The 16,139-nt window shown below is 57.5% G+C and carries 9 protein-coding genes, 2 rRNA genes and 1 pseudogene; 5 read left to right on the forward strand and 7 right to left on the reverse strand.

The features are described from left to right. Positions 1 to 115, forward strand: a 23S ribosomal RNA gene (locus WS95_RS16140); the annotation flags it as partial. Between the two features lie 115 nt (positions 116 to 230). Further along, positions 231 to 343: ribosomal RNA gene (rrf, locus tag WS95_RS16145) — 5S ribosomal RNA — on the forward strand. A gap of 106 nt (positions 344 to 449) precedes the next feature. Here rrf and WS95_RS16150 read toward each other — a convergent pair. Continuing rightward, positions 450 to 713 (reverse strand): PAAR domain-containing protein, encoded by a 264-nt coding sequence (locus tag WS95_RS16150; protein ID WP_059824642.1) that lies wholly within the window; start codon positions 711 to 713, stop codon positions 450 to 452. 70 nt (positions 714 to 783) lie between these two features. On the opposite strand from WS95_RS16150, the pseudogene WS95_RS33480 reads away from it, so the two are divergent. Continuing rightward, positions 784 to 972, forward strand: a pseudogene (locus WS95_RS33480) (integrase core domain-containing protein); the annotation flags it as partial. A gap of 575 nt (positions 973 to 1,547) precedes the next feature. Here WS95_RS33480 and WS95_RS16155 read toward each other — a convergent pair. The 5 genes from WS95_RS16155 to WS95_RS16170 form a co-directional block, all read right to left on the reverse strand. Continuing rightward, positions 1,548 to 1,958, reverse strand: a complete 411-nt coding sequence (locus tag WS95_RS16155) for a helix-turn-helix domain-containing protein (protein WP_059824644.1) — start codon at positions 1,956 to 1,958, stop codon at positions 1,548 to 1,550. A gap of 819 nt (positions 1,959 to 2,777) precedes the next feature. Continuing rightward, positions 2,778 to 3,107 (reverse strand): M48 metallopeptidase family protein, encoded by a 330-nt coding sequence (locus WS95_RS33485; protein WP_082746930.1) that lies wholly within the window; start codon positions 3,105 to 3,107, stop codon positions 2,778 to 2,780. Further along, complete coding sequence (locus WS95_RS16160) at positions 3,104 to 6,046, reverse strand: type I restriction endonuclease subunit R (RefSeq protein WP_059824646.1); 2,943 nt, start codon at positions 6,044 to 6,046, stop codon at positions 3,104 to 3,106. Before WS95_RS16160 ends, WS95_RS33485 begins: the two co-directional genes overlap by 4 nt. Beyond that, the gene (locus WS95_RS16165) at positions 6,043 to 7,302 is read right to left on the reverse strand and encodes a restriction endonuclease subunit S (RefSeq protein WP_059824648.1); all 1,260 of its coding nucleotides are present in this window, start codon (positions 7,300 to 7,302) and stop codon (positions 6,043 to 6,045) included. Before WS95_RS16165 ends, WS95_RS16160 begins: the two co-directional genes overlap by 4 nt. Next, entirely contained in the window at positions 7,299 to 9,137 is a 1,839-nt protein-coding gene (locus WS95_RS16170) for an N-6 DNA methylase (RefSeq protein WP_059824650.1), read from the reverse strand. Before WS95_RS16170 ends, WS95_RS16165 begins: the two co-directional genes overlap by 4 nt. Before the next feature lie 471 nt (positions 9,138 to 9,608). Between WS95_RS16170 and WS95_RS16175 the strand changes: the two genes are divergently transcribed. Further along, complete coding sequence (locus WS95_RS16175; protein ID WP_257139813.1) at positions 9,609 to 10,991, forward strand: SIR2 family protein; 1,383 nt, start codon at positions 9,609 to 9,611, stop codon at positions 10,989 to 10,991. Next, a complete protein-coding gene (locus WS95_RS16180; protein ID WP_059824653.1) occupies positions 10,988 to 13,108 on the forward strand; it encodes an ATP-binding protein in 2,121 nt (706 codons plus the stop codon). Before WS95_RS16175 ends, WS95_RS16180 begins: the two co-directional genes overlap by 4 nt. Positions 13,109 to 13,582: 474 nt before the next feature. Here WS95_RS16180 and gyrB read toward each other — a convergent pair whose 3' ends face one another. Then, positions 13,583 to 16,057 (reverse strand): DNA topoisomerase (ATP-hydrolyzing) subunit B, encoded by a 2,475-nt coding sequence (gene gyrB, locus WS95_RS16185; RefSeq protein WP_059824654.1) that lies wholly within the window; start codon positions 16,055 to 16,057, stop codon positions 13,583 to 13,585. Positions 16,058 to 16,139 lie beyond the last annotated feature (82 nt).

Below are 16,139 nucleotides of genomic sequence, written 5' to 3' on the forward strand. Positions count from 1 at the left end.
TGGGGACTAGATCCCCTTGAAGGGTCGTTCGAGACCAGGACGTTGATAGGTCGGGTGTGTAAGCGCAGTAATGCGTTCAGCTAACCGATACTAATTGCCCGTAAGGCTTGATCCTATAACAAGTCTGCCTTAACAGGACTTGTTGATTCTCGTGTGCGATACACACAACCCAAAATTACTGCTTCTTCCCGGATTGGTTGCGCTGCGAAGCAACGCAACAACCCTCTTTGCCTGATGACCATAGCGAGTCGGTCCCACCCCTTCCCATCCCGAACAGGACCGTGAAACGACTCCACGCCGATGATAGTGCGGATTCCCGTGTGAAAGTAGGTAATCGTCAGGCTCCCTAAGCCAGAAACCCCCGCCCGAAAGGCGGGGGTTTTTGCATTTCGGCGACGTGAAATGTGTGCCGAGCAGATAAGGTTCGATTTAATTAGAGCCAGATAGCATCACTCGCTTGCCAGGAATTCTTGTTGGCTGGCGATCAGCGAGGCGCCACATGCAGTCTTCATCCTGTCCAGCGCAACGGCGCGGCCTTCAATCGTGTACTGGCTGGAGCCCTGAACGATCGGGTAGGTACCTTGGCATTTCGGGCACAGGACCATATGGCCGACACCGGATGCCGGTCGGCCGTTCAAGTTCGAAAGGCCGAAGCCGTCGAGCACTGTGCCACCGTGATCTGTTGTGTCGCCTTTGCGGATAATAGGTTTCATCGAAGAGCTTTGGGGAGTCGGACCATTTCGGTAATCTTACTAAGCTCACGGACTTCGGGTGGCGAGCTGCAGAGCGGGATGCCTCAACGAGCACTGGTTCACAAGTCTCGCGCATGCTCGGGCGCTCATAGCGACGTGGCGTCAGGACTACAACGAGGACCGGCCGCATAGCGCGCTGAACTACCTGTCGCCAGCAGAGTTTGCTGCGAAACACCGAGCAACAGCGGATGCTCCCGCCGCTTTCCAGGAGCTGGTTTAAAGGGACTTTGCTAGAAGCCCATCGGCCCTATTGAAGGGGGCAGGTCATCCGTCAGGTCTAGCTGATAGTCGGGCGTGTAAAGGCGGCTCCGGTCTCCATCGGGAAACGAAATGCGTGTTGGCTGTTCACGATAGGACGCGATTTGGGGGGACATCTCGAATAGGACGCATGCATCTGCTTCCAGCAAGTGTTCATATCCGACCATTCGGTTATTTTTGCGACTCGGGAAGAGTCCACGCGGAATTCCTCCAGACTGCGTCACGATTTTGCGGACCGGTGTGTGCCCGGCAGACCACGGAATCGATATCGACCTCGTGTTCACTGCTGCTCCTTTTTTGGGGTGTGAGCTGCCCGTCGACAACCGGCCGTTGTCGAGAATTGCGCTGACGATGGGCGAGCGCTATCCGCGACTCGACAAAGTTTGCTCAAATCGCATGGGGCGGCGGATCGACAGGAAAAAGAAGGGCTTGACTCTGGGGGCGGAGCGGAGGAGACTCGAAATCGCCAAATCGCGAATCTTCTTCAGTTCCGACCACAGAGCGCTGCAGGCCCCTCGGGTTTACGGCGCTTTTTCTTTACATGGCCCCCCCTTCGATAATGTCGACATTGTGTGGAGCGTCAGATTTTCGGTTTCGCACCAATGCCGCGTGAACGCTTGCGATAACCTCTACGTCTTCCTGACTCAATTGCGGCAGGTCCTCCGCGATTGCCATGAACACGGCGTGCTTGCGGGGTGACAGCTCTTCCGGCAGGCGAAAAAATCGCTGGGACCTGCGCGCCACGCTGAATAGCTGGTGAATTCGATCGCTGTCGAGCTCGAGAGCTCGACCTAGCATCTCCAAGAACGGCGAGCCGTCTGGCGTCCGCCGTCCCGTCTCTACTGCACTGATGTAGGTGTCGTCTACGCCCATGCGTGTCGCGAGCGCGGCCTGCGTCAGGCCGAGCTCGAAGCGACGATTTCGAACGAAGTTTCCAAGGGCGGTCATCGGGTCGACTACATTCAGAAGATGGGTGAGTATCTCAGGATAGCGAACACTTCATTTGACAACAATCGACAGGCATTGGTGTCGACAATCGGTGGTGAAATTGACGAATCGCGCAACTCGTCTTTATTGTGAAAAATTAAATATTTGTTTTTTTGCCAATTGTGAATGCGTCATTCAATATTCTGGCGGCGGTGCTTGTTTTTTGTTAATCATGATATCCGCCTGGGGGGCCGTCTTCGAGCGGATTCGTGGATGCAATTCGCTACTCCTCGTATTCGAACGTGCGACCGAGCGTGATGATATTTTTCTATCGTATTCCAGTCGCGTTAGATGCATTGGTGATGCTTCGTGCGTTGCTTAGCCGCTCATTGACGAATGATATTTGGTCCGCGATGTTCTGCTTTTTTGATGTTGGCATGTCAAGTGTTCCTCGCCGAGTTGGAAGATCGGAGTCCGGCAGAGGCTTTCCCCTCCTTCGATTTGTAATCCAACTGCTTGCGTCGGTTGATCACGTAAAGGCAGTCGCAACCGGTTTTATGGATCGACGAGAGCGAGTAGTGCTGTGAAGACTTGACCGAATGTCCAACTAGTGGACTACGAGGCGGCACACGAGACGGTTGGCAACGAGATTGCAATCGCCTCGAGTGACATTGCCGAAGAGCCGGAACAGTCGCGGCCGGGCATGCGTCGGCGAGCGCAGAGGTCCGCGTATCGACGACAGCGGGGCTGTCCGAAACGCCATCAAAATCTACGGGAAAATCGTGCGCTCCGGCGAATTCAGTGAGTACGGCCCGAGGTGGACTCCTTGGCCGAAAAGCGTCATTTTTGCGTGGCGATAGCAGGTCGGTATAGCCTCGTAACTTCCAAGTGTCGCCATCCGGGGATATGTACGCTCATCAGCGCCTTGAACACTCGCCCATGACTCCCGAAACGAAGATGAAGCAATTCGTGGACGATCACGTAGTCCTGGAATCGTTCATCCTGATCGAGTAAATCGAAAGCCAAAGTGATCGTCCCGGACGAAGAGCAGGAGCCCCACTTTCTGCGCATTTCCTGAACACGAACGACGCGCGGGTTCACGCGCAGCTTAACCGCCCACGCCAATGCGCGCCGTCGCAGCTCTTGCACCGGGTATAGGGACGACTTCACTCGTCACCCTCCGCGAGCAACAGCCGGACGATGAGATCAACGACACGGGCGCGTTCGTCCTGCCCAAGCGCCAGTACTGGCTTGTACATGGCAGCCCGAAGGCGACGTTGTTCATCCGGATTCACTGCTGCATTCGGAAAGCGCGACAAGAGCGCTTCCGCATCCTTTGCAAGTGTCATCGCATCGACAGATGAGGTCTTAACTGCCGCATCCTCGCGCAACACCCAGTACACCGCAAATGCCCGCGCGGACAGTCCACTGTCCCGCGCAGCCTTCATCGCCGTCTCTTTCTCGGCGGCCAATGCTGCGAGGTGGTCCATTGCGGCTAGTCCGGTGGTCGTGCGATCCTCCAAGTCCTTAAGGATACGCTCCGCGCGATCCTTCAACGGCTGTAGTACGGGTGCGGCTGCAGGGTTTTCGTCCATCTCCTGTTGCAGGCCCCGCACCAGGTTAAAGACTTTGCCCTCATCTGAGCCATCCTCCTTGCGCAGCGCCTGCAGGGTCTGTACGTCGAAAGTCACGCTTTTGGTTAACCGCCCCAGCCCCCGCTGCTCCGCGCTCTCCTCGATTAGCCGCCGGGTCTTGTACGCGAGATCCGCAACGAACCCGACCTTTTCGGCATATGCGTTGCGCACGGCCGCGTAGAGCTGGCTGAGCTGTTTGTAAGTGCCAATGTGGTCGCGCAGCTCCGGCGAGGGCGAGAGGATTTCCCACAACGCTTCGATTTCCTTGTATGCCTCGAAGAATGCCTTGCGAGCATCAGGTGCAAGGAAGCGGCCGAACACAAGCTTTTCCAGGCGCTCGTCGGGGGAGTCACGGCTGGAAACCAGCAGGTAATCTTTCTCGGCTTGCGAGATCTTCTGCAGGAAGTCCTGGAGCAGCACGTCCAGGTCCTCAATCACGCCACTGACGTCCGACGAGTCGAACTGCAGAGCCTTTTTTAGCTCGCGTAGCACACCCACGAAATCCACCACGAGCCCGACGCGCTTCTGCGCGCCATTGGCGTCAACATATGGGCGGTTCACGCGCGCAATGGACTGCAGTAGCACGTGGTCGCGCATCGGTTTGTCGAGGTACAGACAGTACAGCGGTGGCGCATCATAGCCGGTGAGCAACTTGTCCGTGACGATCAGAATTTTAGGGTTCTCGGCAGGCTTCTTAAACAGTAGCCGCGCTTGTTCCTCTTGCTCGTCGGAGAGCTGCAGTTCGGCGACTAGTGGACGATCGATCACATCTGCCGCGTTCTGCGTGTAGATCGGGACGGCCCATTCGGACGGGAGCAGCTTGTCCAGCGCTTTCTTGTATTTGGCGCAGGCTTCGCGGTTCACTGCCACCAAGAAAGCTTTGTAGCCCAACGGCAGCACGTTTTCTTTGAAGTGCTCGGCCATGAAGGTCGCAACTTTCTCGATGCGGTCGTCGGCGGTAAGAAACGTGCGTAGGCCTACTGCGCGGTCGAGTACCTTGTTGAGCTCTTCAACGTCTGTGATGCCTTCGCTCCCGGCCAGCGCGAAGAATTCCTGGTCCAGCCGTTCGGCGGGCACGGTCATTTCGCTGGGCGCCATCACGTGTTTGATCGGCAACGTGGTCTCGTCAGCGATGCTCTCGACAATTGAGTACTTATCTAGGTACCCCAGCTCGTCTTGTGTGCCGAAGATCTTGAATGTGCCTTCGCCCTGCGACGTGTGCGCGATGGGCGTGCCGGTGAAGCCGATGATCGTCGCCTTGGGCACGGCGGCCATCAGATAGGTGCCGAGATCCTTGGCTACCGAGCGGTGGGCCTCATCGATGAAGACATAAACATTGTCACGTAGGCAACTGTCTTTGCGGATGGCTTCGAACTTGTGGATCATCGAGATGATAAGGCCCCGGAAATCGGCGTCCAGTAAGGACTGCAGCTCGGCCTTGTTCTTCGCGCGGGAGACAGCGATGTCCTCTTGCTGCATCTCTCCGAGCAATCGCTCAACCCAGCCCTTGAGCTGGCCTTCCAGCTCGGTGCGGTCCACGACAAGGATGACGGTTGCGTTGGCGAAGCGCGCCTTGTTCTCGAGGATCAGGCGGGCGGCGGTCAACAGGGTGAACGTCTTGCCGGAACCCTGGGTGTGCCACACTAGGCCTCGCGTCTTGGCCGGGTCGGCGCAGCGGTCGAGGATGGCGTCAATGGCGCGGCGCTGGTGTTGGCGCAACACCGACTTGCGGGTCTCCCCATCCTGTACGTAGAACAAAATCCAGTGCTGCAGAGTGCGCAGGAAGTCTTGGCGCTCAAAGAAAGCCTGAACCGCGAACCGATAGCTCTCCTCGGGCGTTTGTTTCCAGCGCGCCATATCGCGCCGATTCGCGTTCCAGGTTACGCCATACCAGTAGTCCAGCAGGTGCGTGACGTTGAAGAGTTGTGGCGCGGCGAGCAGCTCCGGTGTCTCCAATTCGTATCGGCGCAGCTGCTTGATCGCACGTTCGATACCATCGCCGTCCTTCGGATTCTTGTGCTCGACGATAACGACCGGGAAGCCATTGACCAGAAACATCACGTCGGCCCGGTTACCCTTGCGAGCAGGCGGCTTGATCTTCCACTCCCATGTCACGTGGAACTTGTTGTCTTCGACATGCTCGTAGTCGATCAGCGTCACTGTACGGTGACGCTTTTCGGCTTCGTCGTACCACTGCCGTTCGCCGCGTAACCACGCCAACCGTTCACGGTTGCCTTCGATGCTCGCCGGTAGCGCGTCCATCGTCTCTACCACCGAGCGTACCGCATCGCCGGAAAGCCATGGGTTGAAGGCTGCGATCTTGGCTTCGAGCACATCGCGGAGGAATGCACCCGCGTCGCCGCCTCGCTTGATGCGGGCATCTTCCGGTGCGATCGGCGTCCAGCCGATCTCAACAGCGTGCTTCACCATAGGGAATTGGACCGTGCCCGCTTCGCTGATCTTGAGGGGGCTCACGCTGCAATCTCCTCATGTTGCGTCGAAGACGAGTGGAGCGCTGACAGATCCAGATTCGAGACCAGGATTTCCCCGATCATCAGCTTGTGCAGCACGGACTTGAACAGTTCCTCCAGTAGGGAGCGCTTCTTGCTTTGGAGGTCGATCTTGCGATCCAAGGCGTCGAGAATGGTGACTATCTCGTCCTGTTCCTCGTTGGTCTCCGGACATGCAACCAGTAGCTCCCGTACGATTTCGAGATTGAGGTTCTGTTGTTGTCCCCCGTGCGCGAGAGAGCGAATCGCCTCGTAGCGCCAACTGAGGAAGTGGTACAAATAGCGCGGCAAGACTGCTTTGTCGTTCGGTCTGATGGCGGCGCAGGCTTGATTGCAAGCTGCCTCGATACCAAGTATGGCAACCTTGCCGCGCGTCACGCCCTGGCCGTACATTGCCATCAGCAACGTGCCCGAGGGCAACAGTTTGGCGGCGGAATGCTCGAGTCCCTCCGGTGTGATGTGTTCCTCGGTTTCGCTGATCACGCAATAATCCACTTCGGTGGTTTTGACCCACGGAATCGTGCCGCCTGACCAGAACGCAGGATTACCCCGTGATGGTGTGCCACCGGAAACGACCGAGTGGTGAGTGCCGAGTCGGGCAACGGACCAGCTTTCGGGCACTCGACCGATCTCGGTTTCCTGCTGCGCTTCGTTTCGCAGGCCGCGCGTGAACAGTTCGCACATCGCGGCGTGTTTGAGTTCACGCGCGACTTCAACAGCCGTTTCACATGCTACAAGCAGGTCATGAGTCCCCCACAGCAAGGTCGCTATCGCAGACTGTTCTTGATTATCGTGGCGGGGTATCTCGTAGCGAGCAATGTGACTCCATGACGTCCGAGGGTGATGCGCGCCCGTGACGCCGGACATGGCGTAATCAATGAAGTCTGGGGTGTGGACGATGCACGCTAGGTAGCGCGGGTCAACGCCTTTTTTCGCACGAAGCACCAGTAGTTCGGTTGTGCATACACCGTCGCACTCGGCAAGTACGGCTTTATCCAGATAGGGGCGCAGCTTTCCGTACAACACGTCGTTCCGCTGAAACGCGAACTTGTGACTTTGCACGTCGGTAGCCTGTCCTTCCGTCGCCGCTCGCATACGACCAGGTGTCAAATGTTCCAGCCCGAGGTACACCGCGTCAGGAACATCGCTGGGGTTGCGCTGGAGAGCGATCGGCTCGCAAAGCTGGTCGAGGGTGACGATGCTTCCGCTCTCGGCAGTCATGCTAGCTCCTTCAGCTTCACGAGGGCGCCCATTAATGCGGTTTCCAGAGACTTCTCCGCATCAAGGCAGTCCTGGAAGCGAGACAGGAGCCCGTCTAGGTCCGTGGCGTTCCCGTTTCCAGCGCTGACCGCCCACCGGCTTGGACTCAGGTTGTAGTCGGCCTCCTGTACCTGCTGCAGTGCGATGACCGCCACCTCACCCTCGACAGGTTCGCCCTTGAGGTACATCGCCGCTAGCGGTCGAAGGTCCTGCTCGGGCAGGTAGTTCTTCGGTCGCCCCTTACTAAAGCGTTTGCTCGCGTTGAGTAGGACGATCTTACCGCGCCGGTCGACGGGCTTGTTCTTGCGAAGAACCACGATCACGCCGGCTGCAGTGGTGTTGTAGAAAAGGTTCTCGGGTAGCAGGATCACTCCGTCGATCAGATCGTGGTCGACGAACCACTTGCGGATGTTGCGCTCCTTGTCCCCGTTTTTCGAGCCCGAGCCGCGCGTAACTGCGCCGGTGTCGAGCACGACAGCAGCACGGCCGTCGTCATCCATACACGCAAGTGTGTGTTGAAGCCAGGCCCAATCACCCTTGCCGCTGGTGATGCCGCCGGCAGTGCGAAAGCGATCGAACGGGTCGTTGGCGAACAGATCCGACGCGAAAGGCTGGTTCCACATCGGGTTGGCGACAATGATGTTGCATTGACGGATTGTGCCGTCGGCATTCCTGAACTTGGGGTTTATCATCGTGTCGCCGCGAGCAAGCTCGACCTCCATGTCGTGGATGATCGCGTTCATCTGTGCAACGGCGTAGCTCTCGGCTTGGAGCTCCTGGCCGGAGAGCTTGAGAGGAACCTTGCTGGTCGGATCTTGCTCGCGGGCGACGAGCTGAAGCTTGATGAGCAACCCCGCTGAGCCGCAGGCGTAGTCATGGCAGGTTTCGCCCGGCTTCGGTCGCATGATGTGGGCCATCAGGAAGCCCACTTCAGTTGGCGTGAAGAATTCGCCGGCGCTCTGGCCCGATCCCTCGGCGAACTTGCGCAGTAGGTATTCGTAAGCGCGTCCCAAAAAGTCCGGCTGTACATCCGCCAGCCCCAAGCGGTAGCGCGGATCAGAGAAGGTCTCCACCACGCCACGCAACTTGGCCGGGTTGATGTCACGCTCACCGTTGCGCTCGGCGGCGAAATCGACCACATCGATCACGCCGGAGAGCGACGGGTTTTGCTTGACGACGGCGCGCACGGCTTTGGTCAGATGCTCCCCGATGTCTTTGGGGGCGGTTGGCCGCCCGCGCTCGTCGAGCGGCCATTCGTAGGACTCACGCCCGCTGATAGCGGCCCAACGCGACTCGGACGGCAGATAGAAGCGCAGGAGCGAGTGATCTGCTTCGGCGATTTCCAGCGCGGTGGCACGATCACCGTATTCCTCCGCCAGGCGATCGATTTCGTCGTCGAATACGTCGGACAAGCGCTTGAGAAACAGCAGCGGCAGCAGATAATCCTTGAACTTGGCTGCGTCCTTTTCGCCACGAATGGAGCAGGCCGCGTCCCAGAGCATTTGCTCCATCGGCTTGGTGGTTGGCACCGGTGCAGCAGCGCGACCCCGCCGATGGCGAGGCATGGTGGGTGTTGTTGTCTGAGCATCGACGAGCTCTCCTTCTATGCCGGCTTCCGCCGCGAGTGCCGAGATGGCTTCGGTCGCTGCGCGCTGCGGCTTACTTCCGCCGCCTTCCCAGCGATTCACGGTGGCAAACGACACCCCAAGTTGCTCGGCGAGCTGCTCCTGAGTGAGATTGAGCTTGGCGCGAATTGCGCGAAGCGTTGCGGTCAGGGTTTGGGCTTGTTTTGTCATGTTTGATATATTTGCTATATAACATCTCTCTGTCAACTACTTTCGGATCTTCGATGAGCGGTTCTCGGTGGAGTTGGTTTAGCGGAGAAGGAGAGATCGAAAATCGCGTAGGCCGATACGATTGTCAGTTGCTCGAGGGCCTGGTGGAATCGTGAGGCAGCGCGGTGATGTCGCGCCTATATGCGATTGTCTGGTGCATGCAGCCGGACACGATGGCTGGAATGGAGGGCAACCTGATGAAGGCACTCGCACATAAATTTATATATAAAGTCAAGGCGTTCGCGTTACCCTGAATAGAGAATCTTGCTCTGCAAGGCTTCGTGGGCCGTTGTCTGGCCCGACAGTGCTGAGTAAAGGCCGGTCGTTTGGCGACAACCAAAGCCCTGACTGTTCCGAGAGTATCGGGCGATATCAATATAATTCACTGGTGCGAAGGTATGGATACCAACGGGGGCAGATATGAGTGGCGAGGTGGAACAAGGTAAGTTCGAAAACACTTTGAAGGTCAGGGACGATCATCGTCCGATTTGTTTCGGCGCGGCCGAACAGGTCAATAAGTTCAAGCTGGGTCCAGATAGCGATGCATCATGGACAAGTGGTCAAGAATTCGGCCTTAAGGACCTCCGTAATCGGGTTGAGCCTTGGCTAACCTCCTTGTTCCAATCAGAACATCTTTCGCTATTAGCAGGATCAGGTCTGACCCACGCTGTGCACTACCTGGCGGCCGGTAAAGGCGCTGCTGGGATGGGGGCTGTTACGTTCTCTAGTTACCAAGCCGAAATAGGCAACGCAGCGCAGGATGCCGCGGGGAAAGCGGGACGTGAGCTCGGGAATCTAGAGGACCAACTCCGCGTTGCCAACGAGCTGCTGCGTGGATTGGCGATTCTGGGTAAAACCGAAGACGCTGAAAAGCTAGCGCTGGATCTCGCCAATATTTTGGATGCCTTTTCAAAATCGATTCTGAAAAGTGAAAGTGGGATTGCGGCTGCTGAGGAAGCTAGACGCGAACAAGCGTTCAATACACTCGTCACCTTCCTAATGAGCTTCGCCAGCCGCACCGGCGTACGTGATCGACTGAACATCTTTACAACCAACTATGATCGGCTAATTGAGGCAGGCTCTGAACTGGCTGGTCTGCACTTGTTGGATCGCTTTCTCGGCAATCTGACGCCAGTTTTTCGTTCGTCACGATTGGATTTGGACATGCACTACAACCCACCCGGCATTCGTGGTGAGCCGCGTTATCTGGAGGGGGTTGCTCGCTTCACTAAGCTGCACGGCTCCGTCGATTGGGTACAGACTGGTGGTGACATTCGACGTGTCGGATTGCCCTTTGGTGCAGAAAGCGTCCAACCGTATTTGAAAGCCCCCGGACTCGAGAGTGCGAGCGCACACGCGCTAATGATTTACCCGAATGCAGCCAAGGACAGGGAGACCTCCGACTATCCGTACGTCGAGTTATTCCGCGATCTCGCAGCGGCCATTTGCCGCCCGAACAGCACACTGGTCACTTACGGATACAGCTTCGGCGATGAGCACATCAATCGCGTGATTCGCGACATGCTCACAATTCCGTCGACACATCTTGTCGTGATCTCCTTCGATGACCCGCTTGGCCGGATCATGAGGACCTACGAGGAGCTCGGACGCCCCCCGCAAATTAGTTTGATGATCGGTCCGGCCTTGGCGGACCTGCAGAAGCTGACCGAGAACTTCCTGCCCAAGGCGGCGATCGATAAGACGACGTTCCGAATGAGCGAATTGCTCAAACAGCGCTGGCATACCGCACCACCAGTGCAGAAAGCGGCGGGAGGCGACTCAAAGGATGATCTCGGCATAGAGGACCTGCTATGACACTGTCGCCGCTTGCATTTGCTGATTCTCTCCGGATCGGGAGTATTGATTTCGTTTCGCCGGACGAGATCAAGGTGCTTCTAGATATTGAGGCTCCAGATACTGTCGCCCTAAATACTGGAACGCCGCGCCCCTTCCCCCGCATCAACGGCTATGTGCTGGTGCCCAACGACGAAGGCTATCTTGTAGCCCAAGTGGAATGGATCACGGTCGAGCGTTCTCAGTACCCGAAACGCAAGGGTATGCAGGACTTCGGATTGGTTGACTTGCCGTACCCATTGCGCAAAATGAGCCTCAACCCCTTGGGCCGCTTGACTTATGAGGGTCTTCACGGGGGGGCGGAGCGCTACAACTTTCGCCGCGGTGTGGACGCATATCCTTCGGTTGGGGCTCCGGTGCTGTTGCCAACACAGAACCAGCTGCGTGCCATTGTCGAGTCTGGTGATAACCGAAGGGTCATGATCGGCATAAGTCCGTTGGCTGCGAACGCCAAGGTAATGATCGACCCCGATCGCTTGTTTGGTCGTCATCTCGCAGTGTTGGGCAATACTGGCAGTGGTAAGTCCTGCTCCGTAGCCGGCTTGATTCGCTGGTCGATGTCGGAGGCCAAGAAGGTGCGAGGCGACGACGATCCAAATGCTCGCTTTATTGTGCTCGATCCAAACGGAGAGTATGCCAATACCTTCCGGGACATGAGCAAGGTTCGTGTATTTGGCGTGGAGGCCGATTATGATAACGGGATTAGTCAGTTGCAGGTGCCGCTCTGGTTTTGGAGCAGTACTGAATGGTGCGCCTTTACGCAAGCTAGCGCCAAGACACAGAGGCCTACGCTAATTCAAGCCCTACGTTCGGTGCGAGATGGCACAGTCGACACTGCTTTTTCGCCAAGTCACGAGATGCGCCGCTTTCTGCGTACGCTAGTGAGCATAATTCAAATTGAACGAAATGCTGGGAGGCCCTGGGCGAACTTCCCGCATCCCAAGAATTTTCTTCAAGGGGCGCTAGTCTGGCAGAAGAGCCTGGAGAATGATGGCAGCTTTACACAGGAAGAGAATGAGGCATTAGATGCACTCCGGCAGAAAATTTCAGATTTCGAGCAGGCCCGCAAACCGCAATATTCGGAGCAAAAGTTTACCACCCAGGAAATCGACGAATTCCTAGCGCTTGCTCGAGCGGCGCATGCTACGTTTGGTGGCAGTGATACTGATATTTTACCGATCGATGCCGACGTTCCTCGCGCGTTCTCCGGTGATCAGCTGTTGCGCAGCGTGGAAGCCAATGCGGAATTGTTGAGCGTGTCAGAGTACGTCGAGACCATGCTGATGCGGATCCGAACGATTCTCTCGGACAGTCGCATGAAAACGATCAGCGGTGACGACGGTAGCGTCACGTTGGACGGTTGGTTGACGGACTACCTGGGTGACAATCACGCTTCCAATGGTTCCGTGACGGTAATTGACTTGTCGCTGGTACCGGCAGATGTCGTGCAAATCGTTACAGCTGTGATTGCCCGCATGACCTTGGAAGCCCTGCAGCGCTACCGGAAGCACAACAAGGGTAAAACACTGCCTACAGTGTTGGTAATGGAGGAAGCCCACACCTTCATCCGTCGATATAGCGATGACGCTGAGAATCAAAATGCCGCTGCGATCTGCTGCCAGGTCTTCGAAAAGATTGCTCGAGAGGGCCGCAAGTTCGGTCTCGGGCTAGTGCTCTCGTCCCAGCGTCCGAGCGAGCTATCTCCCACGGTGCTATCCCAATGCAATAGCTATCTGTTGCACCGCATCAGCAATGACCGTGACCAGGAGTTGGTACATCGGCTCGTACCAGACAATCTGCGCGGTTTGTTAAGAGATCTTCCGTCTCTTCCCTCGCGTCACGCCATCTTACTGGGATGGGCGTCGGAGTTACCGGTACTGGTCGAAATGAACAAGTTGCCGGAACCGCAACGGCCAAAGTCCGACGACCCAGATTTTTGGGCGGTATGGTCCGGCAAGGGGCTGAACGAGGCGGGAGAGGAAATCGCGGTGGAGCGTCCAGTAGATTGGAAGAAAATCGCGGATGACTGGCAACAGGTAGACGCGCCGGGTGGCCAACAAGGAGACGAGGATCTCTGATCGCTCCGTGCAGCTCCAAATTTATTCGTTCCGGTGATAAATCCCGGCACATACAGGAATTTACCGAAAGAGCGGGATGGGCAGCACTGTGGAGCCAAGTTTTTGATTTTTAGGGAATTTCTGGTGACTCTGGAAAATCATTTCGAATCAACTCTTTCGATTAGTGGCGCCGGAAGGGGTTCAACCTCATTCGCGATGCGAAGATCATGACTATACAAAAAAGGGTTACAAGCTAACGCTTGTAACCCTTTGCATAAATTTATGAGTGGAGAGAATTTAAGCTGATGCACAACAGCATCAAAATGCCGGCTGACGCAGGCATATAGGCACATATTCGGCTCGTTCAAGCATCATCAGAAAGCTTGCTTATAGTTTGTTGTGTCCTCTCTCGATAATTTTCATTTATTCAGTCATCATTTTTCAATATTTGTGACGAATTTTTCACTTAATGTGTCACTCGACAGCAGATATGAGTTAGACATCAATATTCCCCGCCCGCAACGCATTCGACTCGATAAACGCCCGCCGCGGCTCGACATCATCGCCCATGAGGGTGGTAAAGATCCCATCCGCAGCAATAGCGTCCTCGATCTGCACACGCAGCAGACGCCGCACTGCCGGATCCATCGTCGTTTCCCACAGCTGCTCGGGGTTCATCTCGCCGAGGCCCTTATAGCGTTGCTTCGACACGTTCCGCTCAGCATCGGCAAGCAACCACTTCATCGCGCTCTTGAAGTCCGCGACAGCCATGCTGCGCTCCCCGCGCTTGATGACCGCACCTTCCCCGATAAGCCCCTTGAACGTATTCGCGGTGGTCACGAGCTGCTGATAATCCGCCGTGTGCTGGAATTCCTGATCGATGACTGAAACCCGCACATTGCCGTGATGCGTCCGCTCGACGTGCAGCGCCCGCTGTTCGCGAACCGGGTCATACGAAGGCACGACCCGCACTTCGTTCTTCAGCGCGTCGTCATGCAACGCTGCGTGCAGCGCTTTAGCCGAAGCCTCGGTCGACGCCTCGCTGGAGAGATCGATCACCACCCCATCCATAACCGCTTCCAGCGCGGCCGGGTCATACAACCGGCTCAACCGCTCGATCACGCTCTGCGACAGCAGATACGACCGTGCCAGCTCCCCAAGCGCATCCCCAGAAATCGCCGCAGCATTCTCCCCCGGCACCAGCTCCGACCCTTGCAGTGCCAACCGCAGCATGTGCGCGTTGAGCTCCACATCATCCTTCAGATACCGCTCATCCTTACCCGCCTTGATCTTGTAAAGCGGCGGCTGCGCGATATACACGTACCCGCGCTCGATCATGTCCGGCATCTGGCGATAGAGGAACGTGAGCAGCAGCGTCCGGATGTGCGCACCGTCGACGTCCGCGTCGGTCATGATGATGATGCGGTGATAGCGCAGCTTCTCGAGGTTGTAGTCTTCCTTGCCGATCCCGCACCCAAGCGCGGTCACGAGCGTGACGATCTGCTCCGACGACAGCAGCTTGTCGTAGCGTGCCTTCTCGACGTTCAGCACCTTGCCGCGCAGCGGCAGAATGGCCTGGAACTTCCGATCACGCCCTTGCTTCGCCGACCCGCCTGCCGAGTCGCCCTCGACGATGTAGATTTCGCACTTCGCCGGGTCCTTCTCCTGACAGTCCGCGAGCTTGCCCGGCAGGCCGACGCCGTCGAGCACACCCTTGCGACGCGTCATCTCACGCGCCTTCCGCGCCGCATCCCGCGCCCGCGCAGCCTCAACGATCTTCCCGCAAATGATCTTCGCGTCGATCGGCGTCTCGAGCAGGAACTCTTCGAGCGCCTTCGCGACGACTTCCTCGACCGGCGCACGAACCTCGGAAGAAACCAGCTTATCCTTCGTCTGCGAGCTGAACTTCGGCTCCGGCACCTTCACGGACAGCACGCACGACAGCCCTTCGCGCATGTCGTCGCCGGTCGTCTCGACCTTCGCCTTCTTCGCGATTTCGTTGTCGGTGATGTACTTGTTGATGACGCGCGTCATCGCGGCCCGCAGGCCGGTCAGGTGCGTGCCGCCGTCGCGCTGCGGAATGTTGTTCGTGAAGCACAGCACGTTTTCGTTGTAGCTGTCGTTCCACTGCATCGCGACTTCGACGCCCACGCCGTCCTTCTCGCCGCTGGCGAAGAACACCGTCGGGTGCAGCGTGCTCTTCGTCTTGTTGATGAACTCGACGAAGCCCTTCACACCGCCGGCGAACGCGAAATCGTCTTCCTTGCCCGAACGCAGGTCGGTGAGGCGAATCCGCACGCCGTTGTTCAGGAACGAAAGCTCGCGCATGCGCTTCGCGAGGATGTCGTAGTGATACTCGACCGTGCCGAAAATGGTCGGATCGGCCATGAAATGCACTTCGGTGCCGCGGTTCTCGGTGTCGCCGGTCACGAGCATCGGCGACACTTCCACGCCGTCCACCACCTCGATCACGCGATCCTGCGCGACGCCGCGGTGGAACTCCATGAAACGCTTCTTGCCGTCGCGGCGCACGGTGAGGCGCAGCCAGCTTGACAGCGCGTTCACGCACGACACGCCCACGCCGTGCAGGCCGCCCGACACCTTGTAGCTGTTCTGGTCGAACTTGCCGCCGGCGTGCAGCTCGGTCATCACGATCTCGGCGGCGCTGCGCTTCGGCTCGTGCTTGTCGTTCATCTTCACGTCGGTCGGAATCCCGCGGCCGTTGTCGACCACGGAAATCGAGTTGTCGGCGTGAATCGTCACGTGGATGTCGTTGCAGTACCCGGCCAACGCTTCGTCGATCGAGTTGTCGAGCACCTCGAACACGAGGTGGTGCAGACCGGTGCCGTCCGACGTGTCGCCGATGTACATCCCGGGGCGCTTGCGCACCGCTTCCAGCCCCTCGAGGATCTGGATCGACGAGGCGCCGTAGCTGCTGTTATCGGGTTGCGAATTGTGCTGTTCACTCATGGATATCTTCCGGTTCTGCGAGGCCACTCAGGTGGCGGCGCGGTGCGTTTCAGCGAGAAATCGCCGGGCCGCTCCAGTTTCC

Source organism: Burkholderia sp. MSMB1826, from assembly GCF_001526325.1.
Classification (GTDB): domain Bacteria; phylum Pseudomonadota; class Gammaproteobacteria; order Burkholderiales; family Burkholderiaceae; genus Burkholderia.